We start from the raw sequence: 15,082 nt of genomic DNA, 5'->3' as shown, positions 1-15,082 counted from the left end.
TCAACCCCTGCGGGCCGCACGGACGCGCCGCCAGGCCAGGCCGGCGAAGCCGGCGGCCATCAGCGCCCAGGTGCCCGGCTCGGGCACCGGCGCCATCTGGCCGTACTGGAGGTGGTCGATCTCGATGCCGCCGCCATCGTTGGTGATGGTGATTGAGCGCACGCCGCCGGCGAACTGCACGCCGAAGAAGCGGTCTTCGCCGGTGGTGCCATCGATGCTGGCATCGGCAAAGCCGCTGCGCGTGACGCTGCCGAGGCTCTGGCCGCCGGCGCCCATCGCACTGAAGGTGATGTGGCCGCCGCCATCGGTCCACACCAGGCCGAAGGCAGTGGGCAGCGGGCCGCTGCCGACGAAAGTGAACGTGACGCCCTGAGGGCCGTTGCCGTTGAACCAGCTCACGCACCGGCCGGCCGTCTGCGGCGCGCAGGTGCCGTCGATGACGCCGTCGTCGGCGTCCACCGAGTCCCGCGCGCCGGCAAAGCCGACGTCCAGCAGCACACCGTTGGTGCCCGTCAGCGACGCGTCCAACGCGCCGTCCTCCAGCGTGTCCAGCAGCGTGGGTGCGCCACCGACGTAAAAACCGGCCGGGATGTCGGCGCTGGAGAGGTAGGGCATGGCCGGCGTGAAGAACACCGGCGTAGCGGCATGGGCCGGTAGCGAAGCGGCCAGTGCGGCGGCGGTCAGCAGGCCGAGGGAAGGCAGGCGGGACATCGGGGAACTCCTGGGTGCGGGGATGTGCAGGTGGATGGGAACGGGGGTGTCAGGGCGTGAACTCGCCCGCGTGGACGAGGGCCGTCTCGTTGCCGAAGTCGTCGGCGGTGCCGATGTCGACGGCGTAGCCGGCAGGCTTCGCGGCGGCAGGCAGCGGCAGCGTGACAAGCAGGCGGCCATCGGCCTGGCGGACGCGGGCCGCGGCCAGCTCGGGCGCGGGCCGGCAGACGGCATCCAGCCGGGTCAGGCGGCGGGTGCTGTCTGCCCCCGGCGTGCCGTGGCTGTGGCGGCATGCCGCCCAGCGGTTGCCGTCGCGATGCCAGCGCAAGAATTCGCCGCCACCGCCCAGGCCCTGCAGGCGCAGGTCCAGCGTGCGCAACGACGAAGCGCTCAGGCCAGCGGGCGGCGCCCATTCCAGGTTCAGCGTGCGGGCCTGCGGCGACGGAGCCGGGGACGGGCCGTCGGCGCTCAACAGGAAGCTGCCCACCAGCGGCTCCAGCGTCAGGTCGCGTACGGTGGCCAGGGCGAGCGCGCGGCTCAGTGTCGCGTTGACGGGTGCCGACAGCCGCAGCCGGAAGCGCTCGTCCTCCTCGCGCACGCGGTCCGCCAGCACACGCACGGTGATGGTGGCCTCCGTGGCGCCCACAGGCAGCGTCAGCGTGCCGCTGCGCGCGTGATAGTCGCCGCTGCACAGGACCAGCGTGCCGGTGGTGCGGCAGGCGAACGCGACGGCCGAGCCGTCCTCCGTCTGGTAGCGCAGCGAGGCCTCGACCGGCGCGGGATGGCTCAGCCGTAGGGTGAACGTCGCTTCGCGCGTGCCACTGGACGGCTCGCTGAGCGAGATGTCGCCGACGCTGACGGCCGGCGGGCCGTCGTCGTTGCGCAGCGTCACGATGCCCACCGATCGTTCGGTACAGAGCGCGCCCGACAGGCACTCGAGCGCGACGAACAGATGCTCCGTGGCCTCCACCCGCGCGTCGCCGCAAACGGTGACCGGCACCTTCACCGCCCCCCAGGGCGTGCCTTGGGGGATGGTGATGTCGCGCCCGGCGAAGGCGATGTAGTCCACCCCCGCGGTGCAGCTGCTGCCGGCGGTGGCCGGCGCGAAGTCGGCGCCCTCGGCAACGATCGTGCGGGCGCGCAGCCGGATGGTCTGGCGGGCCCGGGCCGTGCGGTCGAAGTCCACCGCGCCGGCGGCGATGCCGTCGGTGTAGCCGATGGGCAGCTCGATGACTCGTTCGCCCGCCGGGCCTTCGAGTGTGGCCAGGTTCTCGATGACGATGTGCTGCTGTGCCCACGCGGCAGGCAACAGCAATGCGCCAGCCAACGCGGCCAGCAGACGACGCGCCCATAGGGCGCCGGGTAGGGAGATCGACATGTTCTGCTCCGCTGAGGGGTGATACCGCCTGGTACGACGGCCTCGGCCATCGTGGCGGCCGCCCGTCTCAGCGGCGTCTCCGGGCCGTCGTGGCGCAGGCCGGCACCCCCCCCGGAAACGCGGGAGCCGACGCCGGGGACAGCCGGGCGCTTCAGCCCCAGCGGGGCTCGCGCCGGGCCGCTGCCGCAGCGTCGAACAGCGACGGGCGCGCACCGCCGCGCAGCACGGCCAGCGCTGCGCGTGCGCGGCGGGCGTCGGCGGGGGTGCCTGCCCGGGCCGCCAGCCAGGCGCTGGCGCGCCAGTGCAGCTCGGCATAACCGCGGGCGGCGGCCTGCGCCTGGGTGTCGGCGGCCAGCGGACGCAGCGCAGCGTCGGGCTGGCCCATCAGCGCCCGGGCGCGCAGCGCCATCAGCGCCGCCTCCAGCGCCCATTCCTGCAGGCCATGGCCGCGTGCCACAGCGGCCTGGCGCTCGGTCGCGGCCAGCGCGGCAGGGCCGTCGCCGTCGGCGAGAGCCAGCTCCACGTCCACGCGGGCTTCGCGGGCCTGCACCAGGGGATGCTGCAGCCGCGCGCTGGCCTCGCGCAGGCGGGCCAGCTGCTCCGGCGCCGGCCTGCCGCCCAGGGCCGTGGCGGTGAGGGTCGACATCAACACCCAGTTGGACACGCGCAGCGGCTCGCGGGCGTCGCGCAGCAGCGGCGCGGCGGCATCCAGCAGCGTGGCGGCTTCGTCTGCATGGCCGCATTGCAGGCGCAGACGCGCCAGCCGCACGCGTGCCTCGGCCTCGAACAGCCCGCTGGACTGCGCACGCGCCATGTCCAGCGCCTGCCGCAGCGCGGCGTCTGCCTCGTCGTGCCGGCCAGCGGACGTCAGCACGCTGCCCAGCGCGAGGCTGGACAGCGTCTCGGTGTGGATGACGCCGGCCCAGCTGCGCAGGCTGCGGCGCGCCATGTCCTCCGCGGCGGGCAGGTCGCCCAGCGCGTGCAGCATGACGGCGAGATCGTTCTCCACCGTGAGGCCGCGGCAGTAGTCCGGGTGGCGCTCCAGCAGCCGGGCCAGCGCGTCGTGCGCGGCCTGCACCTGGCCGCCGAACCAGTGGATCTGGCCCTCGAAGCTCAGCACCGCCGGCAGCCGCGGCGCGGCCTCGCGCAGCCTGGCCAGCAGCGCCCACGCCCCCGGAATGTCGGGCTCGCGCATCGCGAGCTCGATGAGCACCTCGTAGGCGTGCACGCGCTCGGCCTGCGGCAGCTCGGGCAGCAGCTCGCGCAGCCGCGTGGCATGGGCCATGGCGGCGGGCAGGTCACCGGCGAAGACACGGTTGTCCACCAACGCCGCGCGCAGCCGGCCCTCGATGAGGCGGTGCTGCTCGGGGTCGGCCACGCCGGCAAGCTGGGCGTGGATGGCGGCCAGCGCGGCCTCGCCGCGGGCGAGGTCCTCCAGCAGGTCGCAGGCGGCCAGCTCCAGTCGCGCGCGCAGCGACTGGGCCAGGTCCAGCGACTCGTCGGCCACCTCGCGCCAGACGGCGCAGGCCTCGTCGTAGCGGCCGCGCGCCTTCAACTGCTCGGCGCCTTCATGGCGCCAGGCCAGTGCCGTCTGCGGCTCGCCGGCGGCGCGCCAGTGCTCGGCAATGGCCATCGCGTCGGCCCAGGGCTGGCCGGCCAGCCACAGCGCGGCATGGCGGTGCAGGGCCGCGCGGCGCGGGCCGGCGAGGTCGGCTGCCGTGGCCTCGCGGATGAGGTCATGCGAGCAGGTGAGCCCCGGCTCCTGGACCCGCAGCATGCCGGCGGCCAGCGCCTGGTCGCGCGCGGCGGCCCAGTCGGCATCGCCTGCCTCACCATCGGGCAGGCCCAGCAGGCGGTGCAGGCCGTCTTCGGGCACGGGCTGCACAAACACGGCCGCCGCCTCCACCACCTTGCGGGCCAAGGCCGGCAGCGCCTGCAGCCGGCGCTGCACCATCTGGCGCACGCGCTCGGGCAACGCGTCGCTGCCGGCGACGGCAGGTGCGCCGGCCGCGACCAGCTCGCCCAGCGCAAACGGGTTGCCGGCGCTGAGGGTGTGCAGGCGGTCGAGCTGCGCGTCGCCGAACTCACTGTCAGGCCAGCGCGCGCGGCAGACGGCCGGGAGGTCGGCCCGCGTCAGCGCGGCCAGGTCCAGCGTCTGCAGCCGGCCCACGGTGCTGAGCGGCTGCAGCGCCTGATGCAGCCCGGCCCCCATCTCGTGGCGGCGGGCCGCGGCGCGCCAGCGCAGGCGGTCGCCATGGGCCAGCAGCAGCAGCCACTCCACGGTGGCGGTGTCGCACCACTGCAGGTCGTCCACCAGCAGCACGGGCGTCAGCGCCTCGAAGGCGCGGGTGAGCGCCTCCACCAGCCGGGCCTGGGCCGTGAGCGCATCCAGCGGCGGCAGCGGCTCATCGGGCGCCAGCTCGGGCAGCAGCCGCGCCAGGTCCAGCCGGTACGGGCGCAGCGGGCCGTCGCCGTCGTCCAGCGCGGCCTGCAGCGCGGGCATGCGGCCACGCAGCGCGTCCAGCAGCGGGCGGTAGGGCATCCCGTGCAGGCCCTCCAGGCCGCGGAGCACCGGCGCGTGCGGAAAGGCGGCTTGCAGCAGCGTCGTCTTGCCGGCGCCGGGTTCGCCCAGCAGCAGCAGCGCCGGCGCGCCGCTGTGGCGCAGCTCGCGGTGCTCGGTCTCGCGGGCCGGCGGCGCAGGCGCAGCGCCGGCATCGCCCGGGGCCAGTGCCTGCCGGCGCTCGCGCAGCCAGCTGCGGTGCAGCGCCAGCGCGGTGTCGCGGCACCACTGCGTGAAGCCGTCGTAGCCCGCCAGCCGCCAGGCCGGCGGCCAGTCCGCGGGGTCCAGCGGCGGCGCGTCGGCCGGCGCACCGCCGGCGAGATCGCACGGCAGGCTCAGCCGCACGCGCGGGCCGTCCGTCTGCAAGGCCTCGGCCACGCCCCAGCCGCGCAGCAGCGCCCGCGCCCGGTGCAGGTTGACGCGCAGGTGATGCAGCGCGTCGGTGGCACTGGCGTCGGGCCAGAACAGCGCCGCCAGCCGATCACGCGGCAGGCCGGCCGGCTGCGTGGTCAGCACCACCAGCAGCGCCGCCGGCACGGTGGCGGGCAGCGGCCGGGCGGGCACGCCGTCGGGCGCCCAGGCGGGGGGAGTGAGCAGGCGAAGCATGGCGTCGGGCAGTGTCGCCCAGCGGCCCACGCGGCGCGGACTGGATAGCCAGGCCGTTGTGGGGAGGTTTGCAACGTTGCGCCGGCTTCAGTCGGCTGGCAGAGTCACGCAGACGAGTGCCGCTTTTCACGTCGATTCAACGACGCCTCGTGGCCCGTGCCGCACCGGGCGCATGAACAGGGAACCAGCATCATGACCAAGCCAACACTGTTCGAAGCGATGGGTGGTCACGATGGCGTGCTTCGCCTGGCTCACGCGTGGCACGAGCGCGTGCTGGCAGATGACGTCGTTTCACACGCGTTCAGCCACGGCTTCCATCCCCGGCACACGGAACGGTTGGCGGCTTACTGGAGCGAAGCCTGGGGTGGCCCGCCCATGTACACCGGCGTGTTCGGGACGGAATCAGCTGTCGTTCGCATGCACAGCGGGAACGGCGAGCACGAGGAAATGGATCAACGAGCCATCCAGTGCTTCAAAACGGCCCTGCAAGATGCGGTCATCGAAGACGCCGAGCTACGGCAGTGTTTGCTCGGCTACTTCGTGTGGGCCACCACCGAGCGCATGGCTGCCTATCCGCACTCGGCGAGCGATGTACCTCCGGACCTCCGGGTGCCTCGTTGGTCATGGCATGGCCGTGTCGCCTAGCGTGCCGGCTGCGGCGGCACCCACCGTCAGACGACCCACTGGTCCGCCAGCGCCTGGCCGCCCATGGCGGGGTCGCTGATGGACGGCGCGCCCGTCTCCACGCGACCAGCGAAACGGCGGCTGAAGCCGGCCAGCCCGGTGGCCGTGACGCTGAAGTCGTACCAGCGGCCGCTGGCGGCCAGTGGCAGGCGCAGCGCCTGCTCGCCGCGCGCGACGACGGTGTAGCGCCCGGGCTGGCCGCTGCCGTAGCGATTTGCCGCCAGCTGGAACTCGCAGGCCGCGCCGCCACCGTTGAGCAGCTTGACGAGCAGGTCGCCGCTGCTGCGGTCGGCGCTGACCTGCACCTCGGGGTTGGCAGCCCCGGCCATTGCCAGCAGCCCGGCGTTGCCGGTGATATGGCGATGGAAGCCGTTGGGTCCAAGGATCCACAGGTCGTAGGCGCCGCGGCCGTCGGGGAGCCACTGGCCCTGCAGCTGCTTGCCCGGCTCCACCGTGTAGCGGCGCGGCACGTCGGCCAGGCGCAGCCGGTCATACACGTGGAACACCGCGGCAGCACTGCCGGTGTTGACGAACGCAACCGTGACCCTACTGGCCGCGACGCTGGCCGTGGCCGCCAGCTCGTACGGCAGCGCGGACGACGGCCGCACGCCGCTGGCCTGCACCGGCAGGCTCAGCGTGGCGGGGAGCGTGGGGCGCGGCTTGGTGGGGTTGCCCAGTGCGCGCGTCCTGTCGGCCAGCGTGCGGGTGTCGGGCAGCTGGCGCAGGAAGTCGGTGCTGTGGTTCGGGTTGGCGAAGTTGAATGCGCTGGTCAGATCGCCACAGACGGCGCGCCGCCACGGCGAGATGTTGGGCTCCATGACGCCGAAGCGCTGCTCCAGGAAGCGCAGCACCGACGTGTGGTCGAACACCTGCGAGTTGACCCAGCCGCCCTTGCTGAACGGCGAGACAACGTACATCGGCACGCGCGGGCCGAGACCGTAGGGCCAGTGCAGCGTGTCGGGCGCAGGACTGAGCGGGTTCTCCACCTCGTGGTATTCGCCGCTAGTGTCCACCGTGGAGGCACCGGCCAGCTGGCGCTGGGCCGGGTCGTCGCTCCAGCGGACGACCGACGGCGCGGCCGGTGGCGGCACGTGGTCGAAGAAGCCGTCGTTCTCGTCGAAGTTGACGAGCAGCACGGTGCTGGCCCAGACCTCGGGGTTGGCCGTCAGCGCTTCCAGCACGCGGGCGGTGTAGTCGGCGCCCTGCGCGGGGCTGGACGGGCCGGGGTGCTCAGAGCCTTCCTCGTTGGCGACGATCCACGACACCTGCGGCAGCGTGCCGTTGACGACGTCCTGCCGCAGCAGGTCGAGGTCGCGCGTCGTGATGCCGCGCGCCTTCAGCGCCGCGGACGCGCCGGCCCGATTGAACCAGCCGTCGCGGAAGGGCCGGAAGCCCGCCAGCGGGTTGTCGGTGAAGTTGTCGTCCATGTTCTGGTAGACCTGCCAGGAGATGCCGGCGGCCTGCAGGCGCTCGGCGTAGGTCGTCCAGGTGTAGTCGGGCAGGTTGTCGAACCAGTCGTTGCGGTTGCTGACGGCCGGGCCGCCGCTGCGGCCGAGCGGGTCGTTGGTGCCGGTCCAGATGAACAGGCGGTTGGGGTTGGTCGAGCCGGCCAGCGAGCAGTGGTAGGCGTCGCAGATCGTGAACGCGTTGGCGAGCGCGAACTGGAACGGGATGTCTTCCGCGCCGTAGTAGCCCATCGAGTGGTTGTGCTTGGTCAGCGGCCACCAGTTCATGCGGCCCTGGTCCCAGTGCCTGTCGCCCCAGCCGTGCGGCGTGCCGTCCACGCGCATCAGGTTGAAGTTGAGCTTCGTGTTGAGACGGAACGGCGCGAGGATCTTGGGCTGCGTGCGACCCGGCACGGCGGGGTTGGACGTGGCGTTGGTGGGCTCGGTCGGCTGCACCCAGACGCTGCGGCCCTGGATCAGGCCCGGGCGGTCCACCACCGGCAGCGGGAACGGGTCGCCGAAGCCGCGCACGCCGGCCAGCGTGCCGAAGTAGTGGTCGAAGGAGCGGTTCTCTTGCGTCAGGATGACGACGTGCTGCACGTCCTTGATCGTGCCCGTGACAACCTTGGCCGGCGCGGCCAGCGCGCGCTGGATGACGGGAGGAAAAGCGCCTAGCGTGCCGGCGGCGGCCACCGATTGCAGGAAGGTGCGGCGGGAGGAGGAGGTCATGACGTCTCTTGGGCGAATCGGGAGGGGGCGGGGGGCGGGAACAGCTTGGTGTTTCAACGACCGCGACGGCGGGACAGCGCCAGGCCGGCCAGCGCCAGCGGCAGCAGGGCCCAGGTCTGCGGCTCGGGGACGGCCGCGGCGGCGGCCAGCGTGAAGCTCAGGTTGTCCGCGAATGCGCCGGTGCTGTCGCCGTCCGGCGCATCCATCGACAGCGTGAACTGCAGCTGCCGCGTGCCGTCGGGCAACGTGCCCTCGGTACGGAAGCCGCCCAGCACCGTCAGGTTGTCGCGAAGGTCCAGGAAGATCGGGCCCAGCTCGGTGTGGCCGATCTCCACACCCGCACCGTCCAGGAAGGACACGTACAGCAGCGGGTTGTCTTCCTGGTCGCCAACGCCGCCCAGATAGGCGGCCAGGTTGAAGCTGACGCGACCGGCGTCGATGGCCTGGGCCTGGCCGGCCAAGTCCACGAGCTGCCAGCCGGCCGCCAGCCCGTCGACGCTGCCGACGAACATCTGGCTGCCGTGCGGCGCATCCGGGTACAGGAAGACGGGCGGCGCGTAAGCGGCCGTGTTCAGCGCCGCGACGCCGCTGAACGGCTGCCAGCCGGCGATGCCCGACTCGGCATCGCCGTTGACGATGAGGTTGACGCCGAGCGGTGCGGCGACCGAGGCCGTGGTCATGGCCAGCAGCAGGGACAACGTGGCGAGCAGGAGGCGAGGAGACATGGGGTGAAGGTGGGGGGCCGGGCGACATGCCAGGCTTTGCATGCTCGGCATGGCCGGTGTCCGGGCCATGAAGCGCCGCCGCGGCAAACGGACCATGGGTGGCCTGACCGCGAGCGGCCGATGGGCCGCGCATAGACTTGTGGCCCATGACATCCGAAGTCCTGGCGTTTATCGGCGGCGGCAACATGGCCAGCGCCATCCTGGGCGGCCTGCTGCGCGCCGGCCTCGCACCGGCGCAGCTGCGCGTCGTCGAACCGCAGGCACCGCAGCGCGAGAAGCTGGCCGGCGAGTTCGGCATCGCGGCGCTGCCGGCCGGCGACGCGACGCTGGCCGACGCCAGCACCGTCGTGTGGGCCGTCAAGCCGCAGCTGTTCGCCGAGGCCGCGGCACCGCTGAAGGCCTGGGTGGGCAGCGCGCTGCAGCTGTCGGTGATGGCCGGCATCCGCACCGACGCGCTGGTGGCCGCGACAGGCAGCCAGCGCGTCGTGCGCAGCATGCCCAACACGCCGGCGCTGATCGGCCAGGGCATCGCTGGGCTGTATGCGCGGCCGGCCGTGTCGGCCGACGGGCGCGCTGCCGTCGAGCGGCTGCTGGCCCCCACCGGCCAGACGCTGTGGGTCGCGCGCGAGGACGACCTGGACGCGGTGACGGCGCTGTCGGGCTCGGGCCCGGCCTATTTCTTCTTCTTCGTCGAGGCGATGATGACCGCGGCGGTGGACATGGGCCTGACGGCCGACCAAGGCCGCCGCCTGGCGCTGGCCACCTGCTCGGGCGCCGCGGCGCTGGGCCTGGCGTCGGACGAGTCGCCCACGACGCTGCGCGAGCGCGTGACGAGCAAGGGCGGCACGACGTACGCGGCCATCACGTCGCTGCAAAACGACGCCGTCGACGCGGCGATCCGCCGTGCTGTGCTGGCCGCGCAGAAGCGGGCCGCGGAACTCGGACGCGAATTCGGCTGAATGGGTATCGCGACACGCGACAGCCTGCGCGACTGGCTGCAGGCCCCGGGCTCGCTGAGCCGGCGGCTCGCGCGGCTGGGCCAGTGCTTTGACGTGCAGGTGCTGCGCCAGGGCGTGGCGCCGTTCCGCGCGCTGGAGCGCGCGGCGCTGGGCCTGCCACCGCGTGGCCTGACCGTCGTGCGCGAGGTCATCCTGCGGGTCGACGGCCAACCGCTGGTATGGGCGCGCTCGGCCGTCCACCAGCGCGCCACCACCGGCCCGTGGCGCGCGCTGAAGGGCCTGGGCAGCCGGCCGCTGGCCCACCTGTTGTATGACGACGACCGCATCCGCCGCAGCGAGCTGCAGCCGCGGCGACTGTCGCGACACGGCCACACGCGCCGGCACGCCGCGCGGCAATGGCAGGCAGCCACCGGCCAGGCAATGTCGCCGCAGATGCTGTGGTCGCGCCACTCGGTCTTCAGCCGTGGTGGCGCTCTGCTGCGCGTCATGGAGCTGTTCGCCCCCGAACTGGTGCGGCAACGGCCCGGCCGACCGAAGCATTAGTGCCGCCGGGTGACCCACGCCCGACGAACGGTCGCATTCACCACCCCAGGCGGTCACGAAGCCTCGCTTCGACTATGGGAAATCCCTTGCTTGAAGCGCCACCACGCCTAGCTGTCGCCAAGCTGAACCCCCACGTTAAAGGTGTTCTTTAGCTCTCATAAATTAGCGGCTCGCCCATAAACTACGCCGTATTAGAGGGGCGTTAGAACGACCCGTCTGGCACGTGCAGGCGGGCAGAACTTTGAGGGCGACAAACATGAAGACCCGTGACGTGGTCATCTTCACCGGCGAGCACTTCATCGTGCCGCAGTGCATCCAGCGCATCGACCATCTGTCCACCCATGGTTGGCAGCTGCGCTATGGGGGCACCAAGCTGTTCTCCGACCACAGCCAGGACGGCAGCGGCGCCCGGCGCGCGCTGGCGCTGGCCACCAAGGAACTGCTCAAACGCATCGCGACGATGCCGGCGCCGTCGCGCCTGCGCCGCACGCCTAGCCGCAAGAAGCAGAGCGACCTGCCCTCCGGCATCTCCGGCCCGATCGTGCGCCAGCGCGCCGGCAGCCGCGTGCGGGATTGCAGCTTCGCCGTGACGCTGCCGCGCTTCGGCGACACGCCGTTGGCGCGCAGCGTCTACATCGGCACCGAGAACACCTACACGGTCGAGCGCTACCAGGAGGCGCTGCAACGCGCAGTCGCACTGCGCGAGAAGGCCGAAACCGCCTACCAGCGCGCCGCGACGAAGGAGCGCCGCGCCCAGGCCCAGGTGCTCAAGGCCACGATGGGCAGCCTGCTCGGCAAGGGCTGACTCGGGTCATTTCACGGGTGGCCCGTGCCATCGCGGGCCATTGAAACCCGGATGAACCGGCGCGCGCGCCGGCGGCAGACACAATCGGCGCCCTTGGCTTTCCCGCCCAGCCGCCGCCCATGTCCACTGCCGCACCCCTGCCCGCCCGTGTGCTTGCCCTGCTGAACGCATTGCGGCCGGCGCCGCAGGCGGTCAATGCACGCGAGCGTCTGCGTGTCGTGCTGGGCGCCGGCATCGGGCTGCTGCTGGCCGGCCTGCTGAGCCGCAGCGTCATGCCGGCGATGCTGCCGTGGCTCGTCGCGCCGCTGGGCGCCAGCGCGGTGCTGGTGTTCGGCGTGCCGGCCAGCCCGCTTGCGCAGCCGTGGGCCGTCGTCGGCGGCAACACGGTGTCGGCCCTCGTGGGCATCGCCTGCATGAAGCTGCTGCCGCTGGCGCCGCTGCCCACTGCCGCCATCGCGGTGGCGCTGGCCATCGGGCTCATGTTCCTGCTGCGCTGCCTGCACCCGCCCGGCGGCGCGGCCAGCCTGCTGATGGTGCTGACGGCCACGCACGACTGGTCCTTCGCGCTGGAGCCGGTGGCGCTGAACTCGGTGCTGCTGGTCCTGGCCGGCATGGCCTACAACACGGCGACCGGGCGCCGCTATCCGCACGCACAGCTCGCGCCCACGCCATCGCAGGGCGCGCAGCTGGCGCCGCCACGCTTCGGCGATGCCGAGCTGGACGCCGTGCTGGCCCGCTACAACCAGGTGCTGGACGTGCCGCGCGACGACCTGGCCGAACTGCTGCACGAGGCCGAGCTGCTCAGCTACCGCAACCGCCTTCGCGGGCTGCGCTGCGCGGACATCATGTCGGCGCCGGTCATCACCGTGGAGTTCGGCACGCCACTGGCCGAAGCGTGGGCGCTGTTGCAGCAACACCGCATCAAGGCGCTGCCGGTCGTGGACCGGGTGCGCCGTATCGTCGGCATCGTCACGCGGGCCGACTTCATCCGAACAGCGGCCGGCGAGCAGCGCGAGGGCCTGGCCGGCCGGCTGCAGACGCTGCTCAAGGCGTCGCCCACGACGCACTCCGCCAAGCCCGAAGTCGTCGGCCAGATCATGAGTCGCCAAGTGCGCGTGGCCAGCGCCGACCGGCCGATTGCCGAGCTGGTGCCGCTGTTCTCGGCCACCGGCCACCACCACATTCCCATAGTCGGCGAGCAGGCCCGGCTCGTCGGCATCCTCACCCAGTCCGACCTCGTGAAAGCGCTGAGTACCCATGACTGACTCCACCACCTTCAACTGGGGCGTCATCGGCCCCGGCGGCATCGCCAACCGATTCGCCAGCGCGCTGCCGGCCGTACCCGGCGCACGGCTGGCCGCCGTGTTCGCGCGCGATGCGGCCAAGGGCGAGGCTTTTGCCGCGCAATGGCAAGGCAGCAGCGCCGCAGCGCGCGTGACAACCGACCTCGCCGACCTGCTGGCCGACCCGTCCGTGGACGCGGTCTACATCGCCACGCCGCATTCACATCACGCCGAATACATCCGCGCCGCGCTGGCAGCGGGCAAGCCGGTGCTGTGCGAAAAGCCGCTCGTCACGTCGCTGGAACTGGGCCAGGAACTCATCGACCTGGCGAAGGCGCGCGGCGTCTTCCTGATGGAGGCGATGTGGACACGCTTCCTGCCAGCCTACGAGGTGGCCGGCCGCTGGCTGCGCGAGGGTGCCATCGGCGAGCTGCGCGCGATGGTGTCGAGCTTCTGCTTCACCGGCCCGGCCGACCTGAGCCACCGCTGCTGGAACCCGGCGCTGGCCGGCGGCTCCCTGTGGGACATCGGCGTCTACAACCTCGCCGTCACGCGCTGGGTGCTGCAGCAGATGAACGACGGCGAGTGCCCCGAGCCGGTCGCCATCGACGTGGCCGCCACGCTGGCCCCCACCGGCGTGGACGCATCGGTCTGCGCGACGCTGCATTTCCCCGACGGCATCACTTCGCAGTTCCGCTGCGGCTTCGACGCGATGTCGGCCAATGCCTTCGAGGCCGTCGGCGCGCAGGCGAGCCTTCGCTTCCCGATGGACTTCTGGGGGGCGGAAGCGGTCGAACTGATCAACCGCAAGGACCCGCCGCAGCGCGTGGACGCGCCCTACGTCATCAACGGCTTCGAGGGCGAGATCGCCGAGGCGCAGGCCTGCGTCCGCTCCGGGCTGAAGGAGAGCCCGCGCATGCCGCACGCCGAGACGCTCGCACTGCTGCGCTGGATGGACGCGATCCGCGAGCGCTTCCCCGGCGGCGTGAACAAGAAGGGCTAGCGCAACAGCCGGATGGCGTTGCTGCGGCCCGGGTGCCGCTTGAGCACCAGCGCCGCAGCGCCCTCGCCCATCGCGGCGCTCTGCGCCTTGGCGGTGGCTGCCGAGGTGCTGGGCAGCACGGGGCAGCTGCCGCCGTCGATGTAGCCCAGCGCGGAGGCAAGCATCGACTCGGCCGGGTCGCCCAGCGCATGGCCGGTGTCGTCGGACACGGTGCAGCCCTTGACGAAGCGCGTGCCGGCCGTGCCCGTGGTGCTGGGTTCGAAGCCGTCGGAATAGTCGCCGAAGCCCTGCGCATTGACACCGACGAACTCGATCGGGAAGTAGCTGATGCCGCAGTTGTCCTTGGCTGTGAAGCCATAGGGCTTGCCGCAGGTCTTGCCGCCGATGAGCACCACGTCCACACCCACGCCGCGCAGGCCGTTGACGACCGCCTCACTGGCCGAGCAGGTACCCGACTGCGCCAGGACATAGACGCGGCTGAGGTTCAGCGTGGGCAGTGGCTGCGAGCTGGTGCAGTTGCCATTGATGCGGATGCACGACGAGGTGTAGAACGGCGTTGTCTCGTTTTCGCTGGTGCGTTTCGAATTGAAGCGCAGCGACTCGAAGGCCTGGTTGGACGTGCGCGCCGTGCCGGCGATCATTGTGGCCAGTTCGCTGGCGATGTAGAGATAGCCACCGCCGTTGTAGCGCAGGTCCAGCACCAGCTCGGTGACGGCCTGGTCCTGGAAGCCCTGCACGGCCGAAATGAGCTGCGCTTCGGACGGCGCGATGTGGTCGTTGAACAGCAGGTAGCCCGCGCGCTTGCCGGCCGGCGTCGTGACGACGCGGGTCAGCGGCACGGGCGTCTTCGTGACATTGGCGCTGGTGAGGCTCTTCGTGACCGTCGACCCGTCGGCACGCGTGAAGACGAAGCTGTGCGCCGCGGCCAGGGTCGACGGGAACAGCGCCGCGTTCAGCGCGTCCACACCGGCCTTGTCGGCCACGTCGCTGCTCGTGCCGTCGGCGCTGACAAGGGCGTCACCGCGCATCAGCCCGGCCAGGTCCGCCGGGCTGCCCGGCTCCACATAGGCAATGCGGATCTGCCGCGGCGGCGTGGCGTTCGTCAGCTTCCATTCGATGCCGTAGCCAGCCTCGACGGCGCTCTCGACCAGCGCGTTCCACTTGGCCGTCTCGTAGGTGAAGCTGAAGCGATCGCGAAGCTGGCCGCTGTCGGTCAGGTTGGGCGTCTTCAGCGCCTCGAAGTAGTTGTCCATGGACGCGTACACATCGCTGCCGCTGTAGCCGGCACCGCTCGGATCCACGCGCGGCACCTCGTCGCGCCACAGGTAGGCCTCGTCGAAATACGCGCGCAGCCACTTCTTCTCGGTGTCAAGCGTGGACGTGCGCAGGTTGGCCGCAGCGAGCGTGTTGTTGGCCGCGCACTGCTGCGCGAAGCTGGCCGACGGGCCGGCCGGGTCGGCGGAGGCGCTGCCGGACGAGCCGCTGGAACCCGAAGAACCGCTGGAGCCCGATGAGCCGGAAGATCCGGACGAACCCGACGACCCGCCCAGCGATGGCGTTCCGGCGGAGCCACCGCCACCGCCGCAACCCACGAGCACCAGACTCATCGCCACGGCCAGCATGCCAGCACCGCGGATCACCATCTTCATCA

Annotated in this window: 12 protein-coding genes; 6 read left to right on the top strand and 6 right to left on the bottom strand. The window is 72.0% G+C overall.

Annotated elements, in window-relative coordinates; all coding sequences use genetic code 11:
• From LXT13_RS04175 to LXT13_RS04165, 3 genes are all read right to left on the bottom strand, one after another.
• Complete coding sequence (locus tag LXT13_RS04175) at nucleotides 1–711, bottom strand: PEP-CTERM sorting domain-containing protein (protein WP_233370359.1); 711 nt, start codon at nucleotides 709–711, stop codon at nucleotides 1–3.
• Nucleotides 712–760: 49 nt separating this feature from the next.
• Nucleotides 761–2,089 (bottom strand): Calx-beta domain-containing protein, encoded by a 1,329-nt coding sequence (locus LXT13_RS04170; RefSeq protein WP_233370358.1) that lies wholly within the window; start codon nucleotides 2,087–2,089, stop codon nucleotides 761–763.
• Nucleotides 2,090–2,240: 151 nt separating this feature from the next.
• Nucleotides 2,241–5,255 (bottom strand): ATP-binding protein, encoded by a 3,015-nt coding sequence (locus LXT13_RS04165; protein ID WP_233370357.1) that lies wholly within the window; start codon nucleotides 5,253–5,255, stop codon nucleotides 2,241–2,243.
• A gap of 192 nt (nucleotides 5,256–5,447) precedes the next feature.
• Between LXT13_RS04165 and LXT13_RS04160 the strand changes: the two genes are divergently transcribed.
• Nucleotides 5,448–5,900, top strand: a complete 453-nt coding sequence (locus tag LXT13_RS04160; RefSeq protein ID WP_233370356.1) for a globin domain-containing protein — start codon at nucleotides 5,448–5,450, stop codon at nucleotides 5,898–5,900.
• A 26-nt stretch (nucleotides 5,901–5,926) separates the two neighbouring features.
• Here LXT13_RS04160 and LXT13_RS04155 read toward each other — a convergent pair whose 3' ends face one another.
• Nucleotides 5,927–8,113: a phosphocholine-specific phospholipase C gene (locus tag LXT13_RS04155; RefSeq protein WP_233370355.1), complete on the bottom strand. Its 2,187-nt coding sequence runs from the start codon at nucleotides 8,111–8,113 to the stop codon at nucleotides 5,927–5,929.
• Nucleotides 8,114–8,166: 53 nt separating this feature from the next.
• Entirely contained in the window at nucleotides 8,167–8,838 is a 672-nt protein-coding gene (locus LXT13_RS04150) for a PEP-CTERM sorting domain-containing protein (RefSeq protein WP_233370354.1), read from the bottom strand.
• A gap of 146 nt (nucleotides 8,839–8,984) precedes the next feature.
• Between LXT13_RS04150 and proC the strand changes: the two genes are divergently transcribed.
• The 5 genes from proC (at nucleotide 8,985) to LXT13_RS04125 (ending at nucleotide 13,431) form a co-directional block, all read left to right on the top strand.
• On the top strand, nucleotides 8,985–9,797 hold the full coding sequence (proC, locus tag LXT13_RS04145; RefSeq protein ID WP_233370353.1) for a pyrroline-5-carboxylate reductase: 813 nt from the start codon (nucleotides 8,985–8,987) through the stop codon (nucleotides 9,795–9,797).
• Nucleotides 9,798–10,340, top strand: coding sequence for a chorismate--pyruvate lyase family protein (locus LXT13_RS04140; RefSeq protein ID WP_233370352.1), 543 nt, complete (start codon nucleotides 9,798–9,800; stop codon nucleotides 10,338–10,340).
• 256 nt (nucleotides 10,341–10,596) lie between these two features.
• Nucleotides 10,597–11,145, top strand: coding sequence for a hypothetical protein (locus LXT13_RS04135; protein WP_233370351.1), 549 nt, complete (start codon nucleotides 10,597–10,599; stop codon nucleotides 11,143–11,145).
• Nucleotides 11,146–11,264: 119 nt separating this feature from the next.
• Nucleotides 11,265–12,410, top strand: coding sequence for an HPP family protein (locus LXT13_RS04130; RefSeq protein WP_233370350.1), 1,146 nt, complete (start codon nucleotides 11,265–11,267; stop codon nucleotides 12,408–12,410).
• On the top strand, nucleotides 12,403–13,431 hold the full coding sequence (locus tag LXT13_RS04125; RefSeq protein ID WP_233370349.1) for a Gfo/Idh/MocA family protein: 1,029 nt from the start codon (nucleotides 12,403–12,405) through the stop codon (nucleotides 13,429–13,431). Before LXT13_RS04130 ends, LXT13_RS04125 begins: the two co-directional genes overlap by 8 nt.
• On the opposite strand, the gene LXT13_RS04120 is transcribed toward LXT13_RS04125, so the two are convergent.
• A complete protein-coding gene (locus LXT13_RS04120; RefSeq protein ID WP_233370348.1) occupies nucleotides 13,428–15,080 on the bottom strand; it encodes a S41 family peptidase in 1,653 nt (550 codons plus the stop codon). The two genes, LXT13_RS04125 and LXT13_RS04120, sit on opposite strands and share 4 nt — an antisense overlap.
• Between the last annotated feature and the right edge of the window lie 2 nt (nucleotides 15,081–15,082).

This window comes from Pelomonas cellulosilytica, assembly GCF_021353265.1.
Lineage (GTDB): Bacteria > Pseudomonadota > Gammaproteobacteria > Burkholderiales > Burkholderiaceae_C > Pelomonas > Pelomonas cellulosilytica.
Note: the sequence above shows the minus strand (reverse complement) of the source record. Positions and strands in the feature narration are given on the sequence as shown.